This window comes from Micromonospora violae (assembly GCF_004217135.1).
GTDB classification, from domain to species: Bacteria; Actinomycetota; Actinomycetes; order Mycobacteriales; family Micromonosporaceae; genus Micromonospora; species Micromonospora violae.
Genome location: NZ_SHKK01000001.1, coordinates 5,361,191 through 5,379,069 on the forward strand (window position 1 = coordinate 5,361,191; position 17,879 = coordinate 5,379,069).

16 protein-coding genes are annotated in these 17,879 nt (G+C 72.5%); 6 read left to right on the forward strand and 10 right to left on the reverse strand.

Annotation, left to right across the window (positions count from 1 at the left end; all coding sequences use genetic code 11):
* Positions 1 to 11 precede the first annotated feature (11 nt).
* Together EV382_RS24050 and EV382_RS24055 are read left to right on the forward strand one after the other, a co-directional pair.
* A complete protein-coding gene (locus tag EV382_RS24050) occupies positions 12 to 2,048 on the forward strand; it encodes an ATP-binding protein (RefSeq protein WP_130405411.1) in 2,037 nt (678 codons plus the stop codon).
* Positions 2,045 to 3,208 (forward strand): acyl-CoA dehydrogenase family protein, encoded by a 1,164-nt coding sequence (locus EV382_RS24055; protein ID WP_130405413.1) that lies wholly within the window; start codon positions 2,045 to 2,047, stop codon positions 3,206 to 3,208. The genes EV382_RS24050 and EV382_RS24055 overlap by 4 nt, the downstream gene beginning before the upstream one ends.
* Before the next feature lie 119 nt (positions 3,209 to 3,327).
* On the opposite strand, the gene EV382_RS24060 is transcribed toward EV382_RS24055, so the two are convergent.
* Together EV382_RS24060 and EV382_RS24065 are read right to left on the reverse strand one after the other, a co-directional pair.
* Entirely contained in the window at positions 3,328 to 4,533 is a 1,206-nt protein-coding gene (locus EV382_RS24060; RefSeq protein WP_130405415.1) for a hypothetical protein, read from the reverse strand.
* Positions 4,530 to 5,471, reverse strand: a complete 942-nt coding sequence (locus EV382_RS24065; RefSeq protein WP_130405417.1) for a transporter substrate-binding domain-containing protein — start codon at positions 5,469 to 5,471, stop codon at positions 4,530 to 4,532. The genes EV382_RS24060 and EV382_RS24065 overlap by 4 nt, the downstream gene beginning before the upstream one ends.
* Before the next feature lie 177 nt (positions 5,472 to 5,648).
* Between EV382_RS24065 and EV382_RS24070 the strand changes: the two genes are divergently transcribed.
* A complete protein-coding gene (locus EV382_RS24070; RefSeq protein WP_130405419.1) occupies positions 5,649 to 5,981 on the forward strand; it encodes a hypothetical protein in 333 nt (110 codons plus the stop codon).
* Here the strand turns inward: EV382_RS24070 and EV382_RS24075 are convergent.
* From EV382_RS24075 to EV382_RS24100, 7 genes are all read right to left on the reverse strand, one after another.
* Positions 5,968 to 7,461, reverse strand: coding sequence for a serine/threonine-protein kinase (locus EV382_RS24075; RefSeq protein WP_130405421.1), 1,494 nt, complete (start codon positions 7,459 to 7,461; stop codon positions 5,968 to 5,970). The two genes, EV382_RS24070 and EV382_RS24075, sit on opposite strands and share 14 nt — an antisense overlap.
* Before the next feature lie 30 nt (positions 7,462 to 7,491).
* Entirely contained in the window at positions 7,492 to 7,995 is a 504-nt protein-coding gene (locus EV382_RS24080) for a hypothetical protein (RefSeq protein WP_130405423.1), read from the reverse strand.
* Positions 7,996 to 8,194: 199 nt separating this feature from the next.
* Entirely contained in the window at positions 8,195 to 11,827 is a 3,633-nt protein-coding gene (locus EV382_RS24085) for an adenylate/guanylate cyclase domain-containing protein (protein ID WP_130405425.1), read from the reverse strand.
* Positions 11,824 to 12,660 carry an MBL fold metallo-hydrolase gene (locus EV382_RS24090; RefSeq protein ID WP_130405427.1) on the reverse strand — a complete coding sequence of 279 codons (837 nt, stop codon included), beginning with the start codon at positions 12,658 to 12,660 and terminating at the stop codon, positions 11,824 to 11,826. Before EV382_RS24090 ends, EV382_RS24085 begins: the two co-directional genes overlap by 4 nt.
* 122 nt (positions 12,661 to 12,782) lie before the next feature.
* On the reverse strand, positions 12,783 to 13,244 hold the full coding sequence (locus EV382_RS24095) for a RidA family protein (protein WP_130405429.1): 462 nt from the start codon (positions 13,242 to 13,244) through the stop codon (positions 12,783 to 12,785).
* Positions 13,241 to 13,396 (reverse strand): Sp36 family protein, encoded by a 156-nt coding sequence (gene sp36, locus EV382_RS32890; RefSeq protein WP_165435850.1) that lies wholly within the window; start codon positions 13,394 to 13,396, stop codon positions 13,241 to 13,243. The genes EV382_RS24095 and sp36 overlap by 4 nt, the downstream gene beginning before the upstream one ends.
* Positions 13,397 to 13,440: 44 nt before the next feature.
* The gene (locus EV382_RS24100; protein ID WP_130405431.1) at positions 13,441 to 13,923 is read right to left on the reverse strand and encodes a hypothetical protein; all 483 of its coding nucleotides are present in this window, start codon (positions 13,921 to 13,923) and stop codon (positions 13,441 to 13,443) included.
* 434 nt (positions 13,924 to 14,357) lie between these two features.
* Between EV382_RS24100 and EV382_RS24105 the strand changes: the two genes are divergently transcribed.
* Genes EV382_RS24105 through bagB form a run of 3 tightly spaced genes read left to right on the forward strand, consistent with a single transcriptional unit; the run spans position 14,358 to position 17,205 of the window.
* Positions 14,358 to 14,996, forward strand: coding sequence for an Rv0361 family membrane protein (locus EV382_RS24105; protein WP_130409146.1), 639 nt, complete (start codon positions 14,358 to 14,360; stop codon positions 14,994 to 14,996).
* A gap of 26 nt (positions 14,997 to 15,022) precedes the next feature.
* The gene (gene bagA, locus EV382_RS24110; protein ID WP_130405433.1) at positions 15,023 to 16,000 is read left to right on the forward strand and encodes an ATPase BagA; all 978 of its coding nucleotides are present in this window, start codon (positions 15,023 to 15,025) and stop codon (positions 15,998 to 16,000) included.
* Between the two features lie 53 nt (positions 16,001 to 16,053).
* Positions 16,054 to 17,205: an ArsA family ATPase gene (gene bagB / locus EV382_RS24115; RefSeq protein ID WP_130405435.1), complete on the forward strand. Its 1,152-nt coding sequence runs from the start codon at positions 16,054 to 16,056 to the stop codon at positions 17,203 to 17,205.
* A gap of 6 nt (positions 17,206 to 17,211) precedes the next feature.
* Here the strand turns inward: bagB and EV382_RS24120 are convergent, their stop codons facing one another.
* The gene (locus tag EV382_RS24120) at positions 17,212 to 17,532 is read right to left on the reverse strand and encodes a WhiB family transcriptional regulator (protein WP_130405437.1); all 321 of its coding nucleotides are present in this window, start codon (positions 17,530 to 17,532) and stop codon (positions 17,212 to 17,214) included.
* Positions 17,533 to 17,879: the final 347 nt, after the last annotated feature.

Consider the following 17,879-nt stretch of genomic DNA (forward strand, 5'->3'; position numbering starts at 1 on the left):
AGAGGCCACCAATGATTAGCAGACTGCTCGTGGCCAACCGAGGCGAGATCGCGCGTCGGGTCTTCGCGACCTGCCGAGCGCTCGGCGTGGAGACGGTCGCCGTGCACTCCGACGCGGACGCCGCCGCACCGTTCGTCGCCGAGGCCGACCAGGCGGTGCGGTTGCCGGGGAACACGCCGGCCGAGACGTACCTGCGGGTCGACCTGATCCTGGACGCGGCCCGGCGCAGCGGCGCGGACGCCGTTCACCCGGGTTACGGGTTCCTCGCCGAGAACGCCGAGTTCGCGGCGGCGGTGACCGACGCCGGTCTGACCTGGGTCGGGCCGCCGGCCAAGGTGATCGCCGCGATGGGCGACAAGTTGGCGGCGAAGGCGTTGCTTGCCGAGGCGGGTGTGCCGATGCTGCCGAGCTGGACCGACATCGACGATGTCACGGACTTCCCGGTGCTGGTGAAGGCGTCCGCTGGTGGCGGTGGCCGGGGCATGCGGATCGTCCGGGCTACGGACGACCTGGCCGAGGCCGTCGCCTCCGCGCGCCGCGAGGCGGCTGCCGCGTTCGGCGACGGGACGGTCTTCATCGAGCGGTACGTGGAGCGTGGCCGGCACGTCGAGGTGCAGATCTTCGGTGACGCCCACGGTCGGGTGGTGGCCGTCGGTGACCGGGAGTGCTCGATCCAGCGGCGACATCAGAAGGTTGTCGAGGAGGCCCCGGCGGTCGTTGCGGACCGGGTGCGGGCGGCGTTGCACGAGGCGGCGGTGGCCGCCGGGCGCGCGGTGGACTATCTCGGCGCGGGCACGGTGGAGTTCCTGCTCGCCCCGGGTGGTGAGTTCTTCTTCCTGGAGATGAACACCCGGCTTCAGGTGGAGCACCCGGTCACCGAGTTGTGCACCGGACTGGACCTGGTGGGGTGGCAACTGCTCGTCGCCGAGGGTGAGCCGTTGCCGGCGGCTGTGCCGGCGAGCACCGGGCACGCGATCGAGGTACGCCTCTGCGCCGAGGACGCGGCGGCGGGTTGGCGACCGGCGACCGGCACCCTGCACCGGTTCGCCGTTGGCAGGGTGGCGACCGAGTTCGGTGGGTTGGCCGGGCCGGGTCTGCGGCTCGACTCGGGCGTGGCGGCCGGCTCGGTGGTCGGGGTGCACTACGACTCGATGCTCGCGAAGGTGATCGCCTGGGGTCGTACCCGTGCGGAGGCGACCCGGCTGCTGGCCAGCGCCCTGGCCCGGGCCGAGCTGCACGGAATGACCACCAACCGGGACCTGCTGGTCCGGGTGTTGCGCAGCCCCGCATTCGCCGCCGTGGAGATCGACACGGGCTTCCTGGACCGGCACGGGGAGGTCTTCGCCCCGCTGCTCCCCGCCGACCGGCTGCCGATCACCGCGCTCGCCGCGGCACTGGCCGCTGCCGCCCGACGTCGGGCGACCGCGCCGGTGCTCGCCGGGCTCCCCTCCGGCTGGCGCAACGTGCCCGCCGTTTCCCAGTTCACCCGCTTCGTCGGGCCGGACGGTGAGGAGATGGAGATCCGCTACCGCCTGGACCGGACCGGCCAGCTCGCCGACTGGTCCAGCATCCCGCCAGCCAAGGACTCCGCCGAGCGGCCGACGCCACCCACCGTGGCGCTGGTGGAGGCCACCCCGGACCGGGTGGTGCTCGACGTCGACGGGGTTCGGCGCGCGTACCGCGTACACCGGGTGGGGTCGGCTGTCTTCGTGGACGGCCCGGACGGGGCGGCGAGCCTGACCGAGCTTCCGCGTCTCCCGCTGCCCAGCGCGGCGGTGGCGGCCGGGTCGCTGCTCGCGCCGCTGCCCGGCGTGGTGACCCGGGTGCACGTCCAGGTCGGCCAGCGGGTCAGGGCCGGCGATCCGTTGCTCACGGTGGAAGCCATGAAGCTGGAACATCCCGTGCTCGCCCCGATCGACGGCGTGGTCACCGAGCTGCCGGTGCCGACCGGCGGTCAGGTACGGACGGGCGCCGTGCTGGCCGTCGTCGACGACCGCGTCGCACCCGGCGATCCGGAGCCGTCGAATTCCGAGGAGGACCCCCGATGACCTTCGACCTCACCCCCGAGCAGGACCAGCTGCGCGACGCCGTGCGGGCCCTGGGTCGCCGCTACGGCCACGGCTACTTCGTCGAGAAGGCGAAGGCCGGTGAGCACACCACGGAGTTGTGGGCGGAGGCCGGACGGCTCGGCTACCTGGGGGTCAACATCCCCACCGAGTACGGCGGCGGGGGCGGTGGCATCACCGAGCTGGCCATCGTCTGCGAGGAGCTGGCGGCGGCGGGTTGCCCGCTGCTGCTGCTGGTGGTCTCCCCCGCCATCGCGGCGACAGTGCTCAACCGGCACGGCACCGAGGAGCAGCGCAAGCGGCACCTGCCGGGCCTCGCCGACGGTTCGCAGAAGATCGTCTTCGCGATCACCGAGCCGGAGGCCGGTTCCAACTTCCACCGGCTCGGCACGGTGGCCCGCCGCGACGGCGACGACTGGGTGCTGAACGGCCGCAAGTGCTACATCTCCGGGGTCGACGAGGCCGGTCACGTGCTGGTGGTGGCGCGAACCGAGGATTCCGGGACCGGCAAGCTGAAGCCGGCGTTGTTCCTGGTGCCGACCGACGCGGTCGGGCTGACCCGGTCCAAGCTGGACATGGAGATCGTGTCTCCGGAGAACCAGTTCCTGCTCTACCTGGACGACGTGCGGGTGCCCGCCGACGCGCTGCTCGGTGAGTCGCTCGACGCCGGGCTGCCGGCGCTCTTCGCCGGGCTCAACCCGGAGCGGATCACGGTGGCCGCGATGGGTGCCGGCACCGGCCGGTACGCCATCGAGCGGGCCAGCGAGTACACCGCCACCCGCAAGGTCTGGGGTGGCCGCAGCATCGGCTCCCACCAGGGCGTGTCACACCCGCTCGCGCACGCGGCGGTGCAGGTGGAGCTGGCCCGCCTGATGATCCAGAAGGCGGCCACCCTGTACGACGCCGGCCGCGACCTGGAGGCGGGTGTGTCCGGCAACATGGCCAAGTACGCCGCCGGGGAGGCCGCCGCGCTCGCCGTGGACACCGCCGTCCAGGTGCTCGGTGGGGCCGGCATGACCACCGAGTACGGGGTGGCGACCCTGCTGGGCGCGGTGCGGGCCGGCCGGATCGCCCCGGTCAGCCGGGAGATGATCCTCAACTTCGTGGCCCAGCACGTCCTCGGCCAGGACAAGTCGTACTGACGCCCGCGCGGCTTGATCGACTCGGGTTTCTTGATTCCGGGGTGTTCGGGAAGCAGCTACACCCCAACTTCCTGAAAACCGAGTCGATCAAGCCGGGCCGGTGCCGGTGGTGGCGGCGCTCAGGCCGGGGTACGGCAGGCGGCGTCGATGCGGTGGACCGGGCGGACCCGACGACCCATGCCCTCCAACAGCGAATCCTCGACGTGGAAGTCGTGAATGCGCAGTTGGTGCCGGGGCAACTCCTCCTCGCTGGGGCAGAGCACCTGGGCGCGGACCAGATCGACCGGGACGTACCGGACGCCACCCCGTTCCTGGAGGATCACCATGTTGACGTCGTCGGTGGTGACCACGTGCCCGCGTACGTCCTCGGTCGGCCCGCTCTCCGGGCCCACCGTGGTGACGGTCAGCGGCAACACCGGTGTGCTGATCACAGGCACCGCGGCCCAGACCAGGGTGGCCAGCACCGCCACCTCGGTCACCGACGCCAGCGGGCGGATCACCATGCCCGGCAGCGGCCCCGTGATGAACAGCGCCAGCAGCGGAGGCACCACGATGAGCGCCAGCACCAGCCACTCGTCGCCTTGGCGCATCGCCTCGCGCAGGGTGGGCAGCATCAACCAGCCGTACCCGGCGAGCAGCGCACCGATCAGCAGCAGCCGAGGCACGACCCGCTCGTGCAGCCGCCCGGGGCGCAGTTGGAACGCGGCCACGAACGCCGGCAGCAGCAGCGGAAGGTAGAGCAGCGGCCAGGTGATCAGGGCGAGCAGGAAGCTGGCCAGCACCACCCAGGCCGGGGTGATGTCGGCCCAACGGGCGAAGAGCGGGCGGCGACGGGTGCCCGGTGGGAGCTGGTCCGCGCTGACAGCCAGCACCGCGCCGAGCGCGAAGACGGCGACCAGGCCGGTGGAGAGCAGCCGGGCCGCCGTGGTCAGGAACCCGGCGAGCAGGTTGACCGGCCCGACGTTGGCCACCAGCAGCAGCGTGGTCTGGAGTTCGCCGCCGGCCTCCACGCCGAGGCGGAGCACCGAGAAGATCGCGGGTACGCCCACCACAGCCGTCCAGAACGACTGACTGGCCCGGGCCCGCCGCTCGGCCGGATCCCAGCGGACCCGCCCGGGTTCGACGTCGGCGACCACCGGCTCGGCCGGTTCGGCGACCGGCACCCCGGCCGGCCAGGCGACCCCACCGGCGGCGGGACGGTCGACGACGGGCGGCGCTGTGGTCGTACCGTCGATTGGCGGCGAGTCGGCGACGTCGCCGGGCGCGGACGCGCGGGGCGGCGGGACGGGTCCGTCGCCGCCGGTGGCGGTCGTCGCCGCGCTCACTTCGCGGGCGCCTTGTCGTCGAAGTCGACCAGCTTCGGCACCTCCAGCGGCTGCGGCTGGCGCTTCTCGGCCTTCAGCCACGGGCCCAGAGTCCGGTTGTAGGCGGTCTGCCAGGGGCTGGCGTCCCCGTCGCGGCCCTGCTCGTAGCTCTTCTGGAGGAAGAACGCGACCAGGTCGCGCAGCGCCGGATCACCGATCGGGACGCCGATGCCCAGCAACTCGCTGGTGCCGAACGGCATGTCCACGATCTCGAACTCCTTGGGGTAGCTGGCCAGGAAACCGGCGAGGATCGACTCGTCGGAGCTGACCGCGTCGTACCGGCCCTTCCGGATGCCGTCGACGCAGTCGCCGACGTCCTTGACCACGAACGTCCTGACCTGGTGTTTCTCCAATTCGGCCTCGGTGGTGGAGCCACCGCTGGTGCAGACCTTGTAGGCCGGGTCACGCAGATCCTCGATGGTGCGGATCTTGTCCTTGAGCCGGACCGGCACCATCACCTCCTGGGTGGTGACGAAATACGGCCCGGCGAAGCTGACCAGCTTCTTGCGGTCCTCGGTCATCGAGAAGCTGGACACCACGAGGTCGACGGTGCCGCCCTGGAGCGACGGGATCCGGTCCTCGGTGGCCACCGAGACGAACTCCAGCCGCTGGTCGCCCTCGTAGCCGAGGGAGGCAGCCACGTACCGGGCGATCTCCACGTCGAACCCGACGTGCTGGCCGTTTCGCAGGTCGCCCATGAGCGGCTCGTTCGTGGCGACGCCGATCCGGAGCTTCGACTGACCGTAGATGTGCGTCTCGCGCATCTTCTCCTGCACGGAGGGCAGGTCTGGTTCCCTCCGGCTGTCGCAGCCGGCAGCGGCGGCGAGCACGAGGGTGAGGGCGACCGCCAGTGTCGTGGCGACCGAGCGGAGCCGAGACTGCGAACTGCGTGAGTTCATGGGCGACCTCGCTGCCGGGAGAGCCTGCGGGACACCGAGAGTAGCCGTTCTTGTCCATTCCGTGCGGGTGCCGTGGACCATGTCGAGCGCGTCGGTCGGATAGACGTCGATCGGCGCGGAGGTGGGCTGTGCGGTTGACAGCCGGCCTCGTCACGACATGCTGGACGGGTGAGCCGAATGTCCAGACCCGATGCGCGCACAGTCGCGGTGCTAGCGGCGCTGGGCGCCCTCGCGCCGCTGGTCATGCTGCTCGTGTGGCGCCGACAGGATCTCCTCGGCGTGGTTCTCGCACTACTCTGCGTGCTGATGCTGATGGTCGCCGGGGTCGCCATCTCCGCCGCTCGTCAGGTCGACGAGCCGGATCCGGTGGACCGGTCGGCAGCCGTCGGGCCGCCCGAGCTGATGCCGTACGGGATCGACGCGGACACCCTCGACGCCCTGGACAGCCGGGATGCGTTGCGTGCGGTGCGTGACCGTCGACGCGGGTCGAACGGGCTCAGCGGCCGGTGAGCGTCGGTGCGGTGAGCGCGTCCGCGCCGCGCCCCGCCAGACACCGGTAGGTCCGGTCGATGCTGCCGTCGACCGGCGGTAGTACCTCCAGGTGCCACCCGGCCGCCTCGGCGATCCCGGTGGTCAAGCGGAACGTGATGACGCTGCACACCTGCCGCACCGACTCGGCGGCGGCCACCTCGTCGTAGTCGGCGCCGACCAGCGACACCGGCAGGATGCCCTCGGCGTACGTCTCCCAGGTGTGTCGGCCGGCGCAGGGCAGCCGCGCCGCCTCGGCCCGGCTGCCGCGGATCCGCATCGGACCGAAGCACTCCAGCTCGGGCATGCACCGGGCGCCCTCGGGCAGGGCGGTGGGCGCACCGGTGTCGGTCGCGCAGCCGGGCAGCGGCCCGGTCGCCGGTGCGGCGATCTGGGTGGCCGACGGGTACGGGGTGGGTGGCGCGCGGTCGGCGACCCAGGCCCCGGCGGTCGCGGAGGCGGCGAGCGCGAGCACCCCGGCACCGCCGAACAGCCAGCGCCGCCAACGCCGACTGGTGGGGACCGCCCGCTGGGTGTCCTCGATGGGCGGTCGGGGCACCGGCTGGCTGGCCGCGTACGGGCCGGAGAGCGTCGCGCCACCGCTGATCGGAGCGCCACTGACCGGGGTCGCCGGCGACCCGAGCGGCAGGCTGGCGAGCAGGTCGTGCAACTCCAGCGCGGAGGGACGTTCGGCCGGGTCGTTGGCCATGCCGGCGCGCAGCACGTCGATCAGCTCGTCCGGTACGCCGGGCAGGGCGGGCACCGGCTGGTTGAACATCTCCAGCACGGTGACCAGGCTCGGGTTGCGTTCGGACTGCCAGCGCGGCGGCCGGCCGTGCATCACCGCGTAGAGGGTGGCGCAGAGCGCGTAGACGTCGACCGCCGGCGATGGTGGGCTGTGGCTGAACATCTCCGGTGGCGCGTACGCCGGGGTGAGCACCTCCAGGGTGACCGAGGCGTCCCGGTGCTCGGCGAGGACGGCGAGCCCGAAGTCGGCGAGCACCGCCGAGTTGAAGTGCGAGTGGAGGATGTTCGCCGGTTTCACGTCCCGGTGCAGCACCCCGGCGGCGTGCGAGTGGGCCAACGCGTCTGCGATCTTGATGCCCAGGTCGCGGGCCTCCACCGGGCCCAGCGGCGAGGTGCGCATCCGTTCGGCGTACGAGCCGTCGCAGAGTTCCATGATCAGGTAGGGGTGCTGGTCGACGGTGACCCCGACGTCGAAGAGGTCCACCACGTGCGGGTGGGACGACATCCGCCCGGCCGCCCGGGCTTCGCGCAGGAAGCGGGCCTGATCCCGCTCGCTGTCCAGCGTCCGGTTCTCCACCTTGACGGCGACCTCACGGCCCACCGAGATCTGGGTGGCCTGGTAGACGGTCGCGTACCCGCCTCGGGCAAAGACCCGCAAGTCGGTCAGACCGGGCACGATCGGCACTCGTAGGCCGCCGGTCGGGGTGTCGGTCACCGCTCGAAAATACCCAACCCGACCGATGGCTCAGTGCACCGCGTCCGCCGGAGCCGCACCGGCAGGGCCGGTACCCTCCTCGGCGACCACGGCTGTCCCGGCCGGTTCGGACGACGCGACGCCACCGTTCGGAATGCCTCGGCGGGCGTCCAGACGCAGGCCGATGGCGGTGGCCACGGCGCCCAGCCCTTCCCACGCCGCCACCCCGAAGAACCGGTCGGGCGCGATGTCGGCCAGCACCGCGATGGTGAACACGGTGAACGTGACCAGTCGGAAGACCACCGTGAACCGGTAGAACGCCCGCCACTCGGTCACCGTGGCGAGCAGGTAGTAGACGCCCATGTTGAAGGCCGCCATCGAGGACGCCAGCAGGAACGTCCCGGTGTGATCACCAACGGCCCTCGTCGCCGGCACCTCGAAGCCGAGCATGCGCAGCTGCGCCTCCGGCCAGAGCAGCCCAACCGCGCCCATCACCAGCGCCAACACGCCGAAGACCGCGATGGTCCAGCCCGCGATGGAACGCGGCAGCTTCATGAGGGGCCTCCCCAGGCACGGCGACGGTCACCACTGTGGACCCGTACGCGGTGGTGACACGCTAGCCGCTCACCCCAGCCACCACATCCCCGAAACCGTCAAAACCTCCCCACCCCAACCTCTCGATCATGAAGTTGTTGCCGCGACACGCCGACGCGCAGGGCAACAACTTCATGATCAACGGCGACAGGTTGGGCGGTCAGCGCGCGCTTGTCAGGCGGGTGTGCAGGGCGTCGGCTGCGGCTCTCTCGCTGCGCTGTTCGGTGGCGTACGCCAGGCGGACCGCCTCCTGCGCACAGGACAACGCCTCCGCCGGGCTCCCACAGGCGTCCAGCGCCTCGGCCAGCACACTCGCCGCGATCACCTGGCTGCGCACATCCTCGGCCGGTGCGGCAACCGCCCGCCGGGCCCAGTCCAACGCCTGCTCCCGCTGGCCGTGCGCCAGCAACGCCGCAGCGTACTGGGCCATCGTCTGACGGCGGGAGAAGAGCAGCGAGGGCGCGCTCGCGGCGGCGGTGGCCACCGGCGCGAGCAACCCGACCGCGGTGGCCGAGTCGCCGGCAGCGAGACGGGCCGTCGCCAGCAGCACCCGGGGCGCCACCTGCGCCGGGGCCTGCGGGTTGTGTGGCTCCACAGTGGTCAGCACCGCGCGGGCCATCTGCTCGGCCGTCTCGCAGTCGCCCACGTCCAACGCCACGAAACCCCGCAGCGTCCCGGCCATCCCGGTGAGCAGCGGATGCGAGGTGCGCTCCGCGTACGCCAGGGCATCGGTGAGCAGGTCCGCCGCGTGCTCCGGCTCGCCCAACCCGCGCGCCACCACCGCCCGGACCACCAGGGCGAACCCGCGCCCCCAGTCGTCGGAGGCGGCGGCGAACTCCCGGTACGCCCGCCGGGCCTCCCGGTCCGCCTCGGCCAGGTCACCCAGTTCGGCGGTGGCGAACGCCGCCACCGCGCGCAACGTCCCCACCGCCCACGCCTCGCCGACCCGCTCGCCGAACGGCAGGAACACCTGAGCCATCCGACACGCCTCGCGCAGTCGGCCGGCGAGCAGCCGGGCGAACGCCGTGGTGCCGCGCAGCCAGGCCCGCCCGTACGGGTCCTTCAGCTCGGCGAAGAGCCGGGCGGCCCGGCCGAGCACCGCGTCGGTGCCGGCGAAGTCACCCCGGGTGGTGGTCACCCAGGCCAGGTTCTGTAGCGACCACGCCTGCCCGCGCCGGTCCTGGGCACCGAGGCTGACCTGGTACGCGGCGGCCAACCGACTGCTCGCCTGACTCAGCCGTCCGGCCACGAAGTCGGCCATGCCGAGCCGGCGCATCGCCGTGGCCCGCTGGGTGGGCAGCCGACCCTCCGTGGCCACCTGCAATGCCTCCTGCCAGGCGGTCACCGCCCGGCCCTGATCACCGAGGGTCTCCTGCGCCTGCCCCGCCAGCAGCAGGGCGCTGACCCGGGTAGCTCCGTCCCCCGCGTTCGCGGCGATCTTCTCGGCGTACGCCAACGCGTCGGAGACGCGGCCGACCTGGAGCAACGCCCGGGCGTGCACCACCTGATCGGCGGCCGGCACCCCGTCACGGGCCAGTTCGGTGGCCCGCTCGGCGTACTCGACGGCCATCGCCGGCTCACCGGCGGACAGCGACCGGCGGGCGGCCCGACCGAGCGCGGCGATGCCGAGCGGAACCACCGCCCGGGCCGACGCGTCCGGGCGCAGCTTCACCGCGTCGGCGAGCCGGGCGGCCCGTTCGACGTGCGTCGCCACGAAGTCGTCGCGGGCCTCGTCGGTGAACCCGCCCACGGTGCTGGTCGTGGCGTCGTCCGCCGGTGCCGCCCAGCGGGCCAGCGCGGCGTGCCGCTCGGCCAACTCGGCCTTGCTCACCCCCGCGTACGCGGCCTCCCGCATGAGCGGTGTCGCGAACGAGTAGCCGGCCCGCGAGCGGTGCAGCATCCGGCGTTGCAGCAACTCCTCGACCGCCCGGTCGAGCTCGACGGCGACCACAGCCGACGGCCGGCCGTCGCGGCCGGCGCGCTGTTCCCGCATCGCCTCCAACGCGCCGGTCGGCACCGTGTCACCGGTGACCGCGGCGTCGCGCAACACCGACCGGGCGTCCGGCGGCAGCGCGTCGATCCGGGCCGCGAGCACGGCGGCGAGGTCCCGGGAGAGCAGCCGGCTGCCCAGCGAGCCCGGCACCAACCGCCAGCCGGCCGACCCGCTCTGCTCCCGCTCCCCCGAGCCAGGCCGCTCCACCCCAGCGCCGGCACGTGCTGACTCGGTGGTGAGCGCTCCGCGCTCGATCAGCAGAGTGACCAGCTCAGCCAGGTAGAACGGATTGCCCTGCGCGGTGGCGAGCAAACGGTCGGCGTCGGCCTGGGGCAGCTTGCCGCCGCCGAGGTAGCTCGTGAGCAGCCGGGCCGCGTCCGCACCGCGCAGCGGGGGCAGCGAGTGCACCTCGGCGTCCGCGACCCGGGTCAGCGCGCCGGCGGTGCGCACCAACTCGGGGCGGCCGAGCAGCAGCACCAGCACCGGGCCGGTGAGCCTGGACAGGGTCAACCCGAGGGCACTGATCGTCTCGGCGGTGGCGTCGTGCAGGTCGTCCACCACGATCACCAGCGGCGCCTCCGAGGCGAGCCCGCTGAGCAGGTCGGCGACCGCGTTCGGCACCACCTCGGCATCCGCCGCCGGAGTGCCCGATCCACCCCACTCGCCGCTGTCGGTGCCACCGTGCACCGGGAGTTCGGCGTAGCCGAGCAGGGCGAGCAGTTGCTCCGTGGCGATCGGCGCGGTCTCCGCACCGGAGCGGGCGAGCCGCTGCCCGAGCCGGCGCAGCCGCTCCTCCACCGCCGGGCGGGTCAACGCGGTGGACGCGTCGCTGGGCAGGCCGACGGCCGCCCGCACCAGGTCGGCCAGGGGCGCGAGCCGTCGCCGCTCACCGAACGCGGCACAGCGCACCGAGAGCACCCGGGCCCCGGTGTGCGCCGCGTACCGGCCGGCACCGACGTCGTACCCGGCGGCGAGGCGTTCCACCTCGGCGGCGAACCGGGACTTGCCGATGCCCGCCTCGGCGGTCATCAGCAGCACCCGTGGGTCACCCTGGTCGATCACCTCGGCGAGCCGGCCGGCCACCCGGCCGATCTCGGTCTCCCGGCCGACGTACGGCGCCTCGTCGCCGAGCCCCGAGCGAGTGCCCGGCGCGTCCAGCAGACCCAGCAGCTCGTACGCCTCGACCGGTTCACGCTTGCCCTTGAGCCGCAGCGGACGCAGCGCCCGCCAGGAGGAGACGTGCCGGGTGGCCGCGGCGGTGCGTCCACCGGCGTAGACGGCCCCGACCGCGGCGGCGTCGGCGAGCCGGGCCGCGGTGTTCACCGTGTCGCCGATGACCGTGTATTCGATCGCGGCCTGGATGCCCGCGATGACGTCGCCGGTGTTCAGCCCGACCCGCAGCCCGAGCGGCGCGCCGCCGCCCCGCTCGTCGTCGAGCACCCGGCGGACGGCCCGTTGCATGGACAGGGCGGCCCGGACGGCGCGTTCGGCGTCGTCCTCGTGCGCCACCGGGGCACCGAAGACCGCCATGATGCCGTCACCGGTCAGCTTGTCGACGTGCCCGCCGAACGTCTTCACCGCACCGGCGAGGGCGGCGAGCACCCGGTCGGTGACCGCGCCGACGCGTTCCGGGTCGAGGTCCTCCGACCAGGAGGTGAACTCGGAGAGGTCACCGAAGAGCACGGTGACCACCCGACGCTCGGCCGCCGGCAACGTGGCGGCGGCGGGCAGCGCGGCACCACAGTTGTGGCAGAACCGCGCGCCGGGAACGGCAACGGTTCCACACACGGGGCAGGTCACATGTGCTCCAACCCACTGACCCCGGGCGCGGATTCCCCGGTGTCGACGCCCAGATACTCCAGCTGGGCACGGACCGACCACTCAGCTGCCCACCACAGCGAACGGTCCACGTCCGCGTAGACCGTCGCCACCACGTCGGCGGGGGTGTGGGCGCCGGCGGCGACCGCCGTCCGGACCTGGTCGAGCCGGGCCCGGCGGTGGGCGAGGTAGAAGTCGGCGGCGGCGGCGCAGTCGGCCAGCGCCGGGCCGTGTCCGGGCAGCGCCGGAATCCCCCGGTACGCGGAGAGCAGCTCCAGGCTGCTCAGGTAGTCACCGAGGTGCCCGTCGGGGTGAGCGACGACGGTGGTGCCCCGGCCGAGGATGGTGTCACCGGTGAGCACCACCCGCTCGTCGTCGTGTTCGACCAGGAAGCAGACCGAGTCGGCGGTGTGCCCCGGCGTGGCCAGCAGGCGGATCTCCAGACCGAAGCCGCCGAGTTGCTCGCCCGACTCGGTCAGCGGCTCACCGCCGACGGTGTGCGCCGGGTCGGCGGCGAGGACGTGCACCCCGCCGAGCAGCTCACTGAGCCGCGCCGCACCCTCGGTGTGATCGGGGTGGCTGTGGGTGATCAGGATCAGGCCGATCGGGCCGTGCTCGGCGATCCGGGTCAGGTGCCCCTCGTCCGCCGGGCCTGGGTCGACCACGATGGCGTACTCGGCCGCCGGGGCGCGCAGCACCCAGGTGTTGGTGCCGTCGAGGGTCATCGGCCCCGGATTCGGCGCGCGCAGCAGCGCAACCCAGCGGGGCAACTCGTCGGCAAGCGCCGCTACCGCCCCCGTCACGTGCCCGCTCATGGGTGCGATCGTACGACCCCGCCCGCCACTCCCCACGATCTTGCACATGCCGCCCCTGATTCATCCCCGTTCAGGGCTTTCGTCCGAGGCGGCAGTGCAAAATCGCGGGCGCTGGGGACGCGTCAGGCGACCTCGACGATCAGTTCGATCTCCACCGGGGCGTCGAGCGGCAGCTCGGCCACGCCCACCGCGCTACGGGCGTGGCGGCCGGCCTCCCCGAAGACGGTGCCGAAGAGGTCGGAGGCACCGTTGATCACGGCGGGCTGACCGGTGAAGCCGGGCGCGGACGCCACGAAGCCGGTCACCTTCACCACCTTGACCACGTTCTCCAGGCCGACCAACGAGTCGACCGCAGCCAGCGCGTTGAGCGCGCACCGCTGGGCCAGGTCCTTCGCCTGCTCGGCGGAGACCCCCGCGCCGACCTTGCCGGTCGCGAGCAGCTTGCCCTCGGCGATCGGCAGCTGGCCGGAGACGTACACGTGCTGCCCGGACTGCACGGCCGGGACGTAACTGGCCACCGGCGGCACGACGTCGGGCAGTTCGAGACCCAGCTCGGCGAGCTTGGCGTGCGGACCGTTGCTCACTGCTTGGGCCGCTTCAGGTAGGCGACCAGCTGGTCCGGATTCGGGCCGGGGACCACGGCGACGAGCTCCCACCCGTCCTCGCCCCAGTTGTCGAGGATCTGCTTGGTCGCGTGGACCAGCAGCGGGACCGTGGAGTATTCCCACTTCTGCATCGCTGAAGGGCTCCCTCTCGGTGCGGAATTGTTCGAGGGACAGCCTACGGTCCGCTGGCCGGACGAGGTACGGGACGCTGCTCCGGCGCGGTCGGCAACTCCCCGCAGCGCCCTTCGTGCTCGTACCCCTGGGGGCAGCGGGACCGGTCGGGCAGCAGCAGATCACAGAAGACCCGGTGCCGGTTGTTCTGATCGTCGGCGTTGGACACGGTGGTCTCGCCGGCGTCCAGCTCGGGCAGGAACCCCAGGGAGACCGCGACCCGGCCGGCCAGCACGGTCGCCGCCGCCAGGTTCGGCACCCGGATCGGCAGGTGGATCACGAAGCCGGGCTCCTCGTCGTCGCGGGTCCGCTCGGCGGGCCGGTTCGGCACCCGGGCCACCTCCGCCTGCTCCGGCATCCGGCGGTACGACCGTTCGTTGATCGGCTGGTTGCTGACCTGCCCGCCGGCCTCGACCACGGACCCGGGCCGGCGGGGCCGGTCGTTCGTCGGGAACTGGGTGCGAGGGATGTTGTCCGCGTCGCGCATGCACTGCCTCCGGTCGTACCTCTCGGATCATGCTTCCGGCCCGGACCCATTCGTCCGTTCCGGCCCCCGCACCGGGACGAAGGTAGGTGTGTGGCCGCAGTCCCGCCAACAGGACGCGCACAAGGTGTCACCAACAGTCACATATGCGACACACCGCAGGTCGGGGGCCCGACACCGGATCGGACGCTGGTCCGCCGGCCGGATGGATCGGCCGTGCGGCACGGCCGCGGAGACACCGATCCGGTCATCGACCGCTACCCTTCCGGTCGGACGGTCGCGCAGCGCCCGGCCGCCCGCTCGATCACGCTCGGCGCCAGGGGTGGCGGCGGGCGCCGCACCCCTGGGGGAACGACATGACCCACCCGCCCGGCGGCGACCAGGCCGGCACACCCGCCCACCCGCCGGCCCACCCGAATCCCGCCGGTCAGCCCGGCATGCCGGCCATCCCCAGCCAGCCGACCTCCGCCCCGCCGCCGGAGCAGCTCGCCCTCCCGGCATCCCCCGCCCAGCCGGCGCTCCCCGCCGCGCCCACCTCACCGGGCTTCCCCGGGCAGCCCGCCGGCCCGAACCCCTCGTCGATCCCCGTGCCCCCGCCGGCCTACCCGCCGTACCAGGGCACTGCCGAGCCGAAGAAGAAGCGCGGCCTGCTGATCGCGGCAATCGCTCTGGCCGTGATCATGGTGCTCTGCGTGGGCGGCGGCGTGGCGGCCTTCCTGACCCTGCGCAACGCGGAGACCGGCGAGGGCGCGAAGGATCCGGCGGTCGCCGTCGACGAGTTCCTCACCGCGGTCTACAAGGATCGCGACGCGGCCAAGGCGGCCGGTCGCGTCTGCGCCGCCGCCCGCGACGACGACAAGATCGCCGCGAAGGTGGACGAGGTGGAGAAGTACGCCTCGACCTACCAGAACCCGCGCTTCCGGTGGACCACCCCGAAGGTGGACAACCAGACCGGAGACCGGGCCACCGTCTCCACGCGGCTCACCATGACCACCACCGACGAGAAGGTGGCCGACCAGGAGTTGCGCTTCACGGTGGTGCAGAAGGCGGGTTGGTGGGTCTGCGAGGTCGCGTGACCGCCGCGCCTGGATAGGCTCGACGGGTGTGTGCAGCTGAGCGCCCGATCGACCCGGCCGGTGCCGGATGGCCCGCCCGTCTCCATGTGGTGACCGGCAAGGGCGGCACCGGTAAGACCAGCGTGGCGGCGGCGCTCGCCCTCGCGCTCGCCGCCGGTGGCCGGCGCACCCTGCTGGTCGAGGTCGAGGGGCGGCAGGGCATCGCCCAGCTGTTCGGCATCGACCCGCTCCCCTACGAGGAGCGGCACCTCGCCGACACGCCGGACGGTGGTGAGGTGCGCGCGCTCGCGGTGGACGCCGAGGAGGCGCTGCTCGAGTACCTGGACATGTTCTACAAACTGGGCGCGGCGGGCCGGGCACTCCGCAAGCTCGGCGCCATCGACTTCGCCACCACCATCGCCCCCGGCCTGCGCGATGTCCTGCTCACCGGCAAGGTGAAGGAGGCGACCACCCGCACCACCGGGCAGCGGCGCGCGTACGACGCGGTGGTGCTGGACGCCCCGCCGACCGGGCGGATCGGCCGGTTCCTCAACGTGACGGCGGAGACCGCTCGGCTGGCCAAGGTGGGCCCGATCAAGACCCAGAGCGAGGGGGTCGCCGCGTTGCTGCGGTCCCCGATGACCGCGGTGCACGTGGTCACGCTGCTGGAGGAGATGCCGATCCAGGAGACGGTCGACGCCATCGCCGACCTGACCGCCCTCGGCTTCGGCATCGGGAAGGTGCTCGTCAACGGCGCCCGACCCCCGCTGCCGGCCGGACCGGCGGTCACCGCCGCGGAGTTGGCGCGCGGGCTGGTCGCCGCCGGGCTGCCGGCCGATCGGGACATCGTGGCCGGGCTGCACGATGAGGCACGTGACCAGCTGATCCGACGCGAGTTGGAGGATTCGCTCCGCGCCGACCTGGTGGAGTTGGGGCTGCCGATGATCGAGCTGCCGCTGCTGCCCGACGGGGTGGACCGGGCAGGGCTCGCGACGTTGGCCCAGGCCCTCGTCCGCGCCGAATGACTCACACCTGAGCGCAGCGCGGGCGCGCGGACCCACCGGCCCGATACGCTCGATTGGTGCCTTCCGAAGACGCGGCGCCGCAGCTGGACGTCGACCAGATCCTCGCCGACCCCGGCGTACGGATCGTCGTGTGCTGCGGTGCGGGCGGGGTGGGAAAGACGACCACGGCCGCGGCGCTGGCGCTGCGGGCCGCCGAGCACCACGGCCGACGCACGGTGGTGCTCACCATCGATCCGGCCCGCCGGCTGGCCCAGTCGCTGGGCCTGACCGAGCTGGACAACACCCCTCGCCAGGTCAAGGGGATCGACGTCGAGAGCAACGGCGGCGAGTTGCACGCCATGATGCTGGACATGAAGCGCACCTTCGACGACGTGGTGTTGCAGCACACCGACCCGACGAAGGCCGCGGAGATCTTCGCGAACCCGTTCTACCAGGCGATGAGTTCGACCTTCGCCGGCACGCAGGAATACATGGCGATGGAGAAGCTGGGCCAGCTGCACGCCCGGGGCGAATGGGACCTGATCGTGGTGGACACGCCACCGTCCCGCTCGGCACTGGACTTCCTGGACGCGCCGGCTCGACTCTCCCGGTTCCTCGACGGCCGCATGCTGCGACTGCTGCTGGCACCGGCGCGCAGCGGCGGTAAGAGCATGTTCAGCCTGGTCACGGCCTCGTTCGGGATGTTCTCGAAGGTGGTGCAGAAGGTGCTCGGCGCGCAGCTGCTCACCGACCTGTCCGGCTTCGTGGCGGCACTGGATTCGATGTTCGGTGGTTTCCGGCAGCGGGCCGAGCAGACGTACCGCATCCTGCAGGCACGGGAGACGGCCTTCCTGCTGGTCGCGGCGCCGGAGCCGGACGCGGTCCGGGAGGCCGCCTACTTCGCGGGTCGCCTGCGGGACGAGCGGATGCCGCTGGCGGGCCTGGTGCTCAACCGGGTGCACCGCCCGGCCGTCCCGTCGTTGGACGCCGAGCAGAGCCGGGCCGCCGCCGAGCGGCTGACCGAGCTGGGTGGGCATGAGGCCACCGCCGACGTGCTGCGGGCGCACGCGGCGCTGGCTCGCCAGGCGGTACGCGAGCAGCAGGTCGCGGCGCGCTTCACCGAGGCGTTCCCGGCCGTGCCGGCGGTGTCGGTTACGGCGCAGCCCGCCGACGTGCACGACGTCGACGGGCTACGGACGATCGGCGCGGCGATCAGCCGGCCGTGACCGGCGTCAGTTGGCCGCGGTGACGAGAATCTTGTCCTTGCCGGCCTTGTCCTTGCTGTTCTTCTTCATCGCGGCCTCGAACATCTTGCGCCAGCTCGTCACCTGCGGGTGACGACGGAGGAGCGCCCGCCGTTCGCGTTCGGTCATGCCGCCCCACACACCGAACTCGATCCGGTTGTCCAGCGCGTCGGCCAGGCACTCGTACCGAACTGGGCAGCTCCGGCAGATCCGCTTCGCCACGTTCTGTTCGGCGCCCTGTACGAACAACGCGTCCGGGTCCCCGTTCTGACATGCCGCCAGTGACGGCCAGTCAGTGATCATGCCCATGTGTACACGTCCCCCCTTGCAGTACCTACCGACCTCGTCGATGCACGCCAGCCGGCAATTCCCCCCGATCGCCCGGCCCGCCTTCCCCAAGGCGGCGCGGACGACATGTGGCGCTGTCGCCGCCCCCATCATGCTCTGTAGTCGACTGATTACGCAACGTTGTCGGCTAAATCCATCATTTCGGACAGTCCCGGCTTCCCGGGCCTTCGACCGCCGGTTACCCCGCCGAGGTCAGCGATAACGCTGCGCCGCCTCCCCTGATCGGAGGAGACTCACGCCAGGTCACACGCAACCAAGTACCGGGGGTCGTGCGTTTAGCACAACGAGGGCAGCGCGCGCAGGAAATG

Coding starts and splice junctions, on each gene's coding strand:
- EV382_RS24050 (WP_130405411.1), top strand. CDS start 12: ATGATTAGCAGACTGCTCGTGGCCAACCGAGGCGAGATCGCGCGTCGG.
- EV382_RS24055 (WP_130405413.1), top strand. CDS start 2,045: ATGACCTTCGACCTCACCCCCGAGCAGGACCAGCTGCGCGACGCCGTG.
- EV382_RS24065 (WP_130405417.1), bottom strand. CDS start 5,471: ATGAACTCACGCAGTTCGCAGTCTCGGCTCCGCTCGGTCGCCACGACA.
- EV382_RS24070 (WP_130405419.1), top strand. CDS start 5,649: ATGTCCAGACCCGATGCGCGCACAGTCGCGGTGCTAGCGGCGCTGGGC.
- EV382_RS24080 (WP_130405423.1), bottom strand. CDS start 7,995: ATGAAGCTGCCGCGTTCCATCGCGGGCTGGACCATCGCGGTCTTCGGC.
- EV382_RS24090 (WP_130405427.1), bottom strand. CDS start 12,660: ATGAGCGGGCACGTGACGGGGGCGGTAGCGGCGCTTGCCGACGAGTTG.
- sp36 (WP_165435850.1), bottom strand. CDS start 13,396: ATGCAGAAGTGGGAATACTCCACGGTCCCGCTGCTGGTCCACGCGACC.
- EV382_RS24100 (WP_130405431.1), bottom strand. CDS start 13,923: ATGCGCGACGCGGACAACATCCCTCGCACCCAGTTCCCGACGAACGAC.
- EV382_RS24105 (WP_130409146.1), top strand. CDS start 14,358: ATGCCGGCCATCCCCAGCCAGCCGACCTCCGCCCCGCCGCCGGAGCAG.
- EV382_RS24120 (WP_130405437.1), bottom strand. CDS start 17,532: ATGGGCATGATCACTGACTGGCCGTCACTGGCGGCATGTCAGAACGGG.